General features: G+C 67.9%; 4 protein-coding genes. 3 read left to right on the forward strand and 1 reads right to left on the reverse strand.

All coding sequences use genetic code 11. The features are described from left to right. Nucleotides 1-400: 400 nt before the first annotated feature. Entirely contained in the window at nt 401-1,648 is a 1,248-nt protein-coding gene (istA, locus tag VGJ14_09525) for an IS21 family transposase (GenBank protein ID HEY2832653.1), read from the forward strand. Beyond that, a complete protein-coding gene (gene istB, locus VGJ14_09530) occupies nt 1,648-2,463 on the forward strand; it encodes an IS21-like element helper ATPase IstB (protein ID HEY2832654.1) in 816 nt (271 codons plus the stop codon). Before istA ends, istB begins: the two co-directional genes overlap by 1 nt. A 15-nt stretch (nt 2,464-2,478) precedes the next feature. Here istB and VGJ14_09535 read toward each other — a convergent pair whose 3' ends face one another. Further along, a complete protein-coding gene (locus VGJ14_09535; protein ID HEY2832655.1) occupies nt 2,479-2,796 on the reverse strand; it encodes a hypothetical protein in 318 nt (105 codons plus the stop codon). A gap of 199 nt (nt 2,797-2,995) precedes the next feature. On the opposite strand from VGJ14_09535, the gene VGJ14_09540 reads away from it, so the two are divergent. Then, nucleotides 2,996-3,220 (forward strand): hypothetical protein (locus tag VGJ14_09540; GenBank protein HEY2832656.1); only part of this gene is annotated, 225 nt, incomplete at its 3' end.

The following is a 3,220-nucleotide window of genomic DNA, read 5'->3' on the forward strand; positions in this document are numbered from 1 at the left end:
GGTCGCACACCACCCGGGACGGCCCGTCACGCTGGTGGTCGGCCAGCAGCCGACGCGCCGAACTGCCGAGTTGAGGGCATTCGGTCACGCTGGACTCCACCGTCGCCAACAACGACTGCGTCAGCACGCCTCTTCGATGACGAGCATGACTTGCCGAATCTGGTTTCGGAACTCAGCCAGCCAGAAGGCGCTGTGAGGGGGAGCCTCGCCGGCTGCGAAGGCGCTCACTCGCTTGAGTAGCGCTTCAAGTTCCTGGCCGGACACCTCACGCGGGTTGGCGTCGTAGGCGTGTAAGACTCGCAGATCGGGCCGCTGCGAAAGTCGCTGTCGACGGCGCCTGAAAACTGACCCTCTATGGACGGGTGAAAGTTGACCCCCTGCCCGTCCACTATCTGGGAGGGTGATCACGTTGGAGGAGTGGGCGGAGATCCGCCGGTTGTATCGGGCTGAGCGGATGTCGATCAAGGCGATCGCGCGGAAGTTGCATCTGGCCCGGAACACGGTGCGTAGTGCGGTGCGGTCGGTGCAGCCGCCGCGGTATGTGCGGGCGGGGACCGGGTCGATCGTGGACGCGGTGGAGCCGCAGATCCGGGCGTTGCTCAAGGAGTTCCCGGACATGCCGGCGACCGTGATCGCGGAGCGGATCGGCTGGGGTCGGTCGATGACGGTGCTCAAGGAGCGGGTGCACCTGTTGCGGCCGGTGTATGCCCCGACCGATCCGGCGTCGCGGACGACGTATGAGCCGGGCGAGATCGGGCAGTGTGATCTGTGGTTCCCGCCGGCACAGGTCCCGTTGGGGGATGGCCAGGTGGGGGTGCCGCCGGTGCTGGTGCTGACCTCGGGGTATTCGCAGTGGCGGGCGGCGGTGATGATCCCGACCCGGGCCGCCGAGGATCTGGTGCTGGGTCAGTGGGCCGTGATCCAGCAGCTCGGTGGAGTGCCCCGGTTGCTGGTGTGGGACAACGAGGGCGGGGTGGGCCGGCATCGCGGCGACGACCCGAAGCTGACGCGACAGTTCGCGGTGTTGCGGGGGCTTTTGGGCACCCGGGTGTATGTGACCCGGCCGCGGGATCCGGAGACCAAGGGGAAGGTGGAGCGGACCAACGGGTACTTCGAGACCTCGTTCCTGCCCGGGCGCCGGTTCGCGGACCCGGCCGATTTCAACGCCCAGATGGCCGAGTTCCTGGTTCGGGCCAACGGCCGGAAACGGCGCAGCTTGCAGGGTGCGGCGGCAACGGATCGGATCGGCGCGGACCGGGCCGCGATGGGTGTGCTGCCACCGATCGACGTGGCGACGATCGGCTGGCGTAACAGTGTGGTCCTGCCCCGCGATCATTACGTGCGGCTGGATTCCTGCGACTATTCGGTGCACCCGGGTGCGGTGGGGCAGCGGGTCGAGGTGTTCGCTGACCTGGACACGGTTCGTGTCCGGCGGGGCGGGGTGCTGGTTGCTGAACATCAGCGGTGCTGGGTGCGGCAGCAGAGCATCACCGACCCGGCTCACCGCCGAGCCGCTGACGTCATGCGCCGGGCGTTCCAGGACCGCCGCCCGGCCGGTCGCGGACCCGCGGCCGACGAGGTGCAGGAACGTGATCTGTCCGCCTATGACCGGGCGTTCGGGCTCGACGACGAAGGGCGGGTGGCGTGATGGCCACCAGGACCACGACCAGCGCGGCGGCTGGGCCGACACAAGCGCAGACCCTCGCGGAGATCGCCTACCTGACTCGGGCGTTGAAAGCGCCGACGCTGCGCGACAGCGTCGAGCGGTTGGCCGAGCGGGCGCGTTCGGAGGGCTGGACCCACGAGCAGTTTCTGGCTGCCTGCCTGCAACGCGAAGTCTCCGCCCGCGACTCGCACGGCGGTGAAGGCCGGATCCGGGCCGCGAGGTTCCCGGCCCGCAAAGCCCTCGAAGAGTTCGACTTCGATCACCAGCGGTCCCTGAAACGCGAGACCATCGCGCACCTGGGCACCCTGGACTTCATCACCGCGAAAGAGAACGCGATCTTCCTCGGCCCGCCCGGCACGGGCAAGACGATGCTGGCCATCGGGCTGGGGATCCGGGCCTGCCAGGCCGGGCACCGGGTCGCGTTCGCCACCGCCGCCGAATGGGTCGCCCGGCTCGCTACCGCCCACCAGCAAGGCCGGCTGCAAGCCGAGATCACCAAACTCGGCCGCACCCCTTTGGTGATCGTCGACGAGGTCGGCTACATCCCGTTCGAACCGGAAGCGGCGAACCTGTTCTTCCAGCTGGTCTCGGCCCGCTACGAACGGGCCAGCCTGATCGTCACGTCCAACAAGCCGTTCGGCCGCTGGGGCGAGGTGTTCGGCGACGACGTGGTCGCCGCCGCGATGATCGACCGGCTCGTGCACCACGCCGAGGTCATCTCCCTCAAGGGCGACAGCTACCGGCTACGCAACCGCGGCGACCTGGGCCGGATCCCCGCCGCCAAGACCGACACCTGAGCACCCTGCCCTTGGTCAGAATGGGTGCACGGCGGCGGTCAACACCAGCGGCACCCCGTTGACCCGCCGGATCGCCCGCAACCGGGTCACACCACCATCGTCGAGCACCGGCGCCGGATCGGCACCCTCGCACGCCGGCAACGCATCCGCCCACGCCGTGAACACCCGCCGACCCAGGCCAGAGTCGACCTCGCACAGATCCGCGTGACCCATCAACGCCCGCGGGGTAACCGTCCAGGTCAACACCGGCAGCCCACGATGGGTATCCAGTACCTGCACCAGCACCCCCGCCCTCCACCGCAGCAACCGCTGCTGCACCAACTCATCGGCCATCATCGACACCCCTTTCCTGGCCACCATCTCCGGCGGCCAAGAGCAGCACGCGTCAGCCGCCTCCAGCAAGCCAAGATCGCGCAGGGGGTCAGTTTTCAAACGTCGAAAAGGGGTCAGTTTTCAGGCGTCGTTGACAACCGCAACCACGCGATGACCCCGTACGCGGGCGGTCATCGACCGGGCGCAGGCGATCAAGGAGGTGAGCGCAACAGAAATGGTGCGCTCTGCGAGCGAGACGACGGGGCTCAAGGACGACGAGATGGACCTCATGCTGATGTTCTGGAAGATCAGCAGTGCCGTCGCTCACGGAGATCGCGGACATCTGCCGATCTTCGAGCAAGAGGTAGGCGCCCAGGTCCGGCCAGGTGTTTCCGCGGTCAGGATTACTGCCCCAACGAACTGGATCTTGTCTGGTAGCCAGGGT

It is taken from the genome of Sporichthyaceae bacterium (genome assembly GCA_036493475.1).
In the GTDB taxonomy this organism is placed as follows: domain Bacteria; phylum Actinomycetota; class Actinomycetes; order Sporichthyales; family Sporichthyaceae; genus DASQPJ01.

Excerpts from the sequence above, each read along its gene's own strand:
- VGJ14_09535 (HEY2832655.1), bottom strand. The coding sequence starts at position 2,796 with ATGGCCGATGAGTTGGTGCAGCAGCGGTTGCTGCGGTGGAGGGCGGGG.
- istB (HEY2832654.1), top strand. The coding sequence starts at position 1,648 with ATGGCCACCAGGACCACGACCAGCGCGGCGGCTGGGCCGACACAAGCG.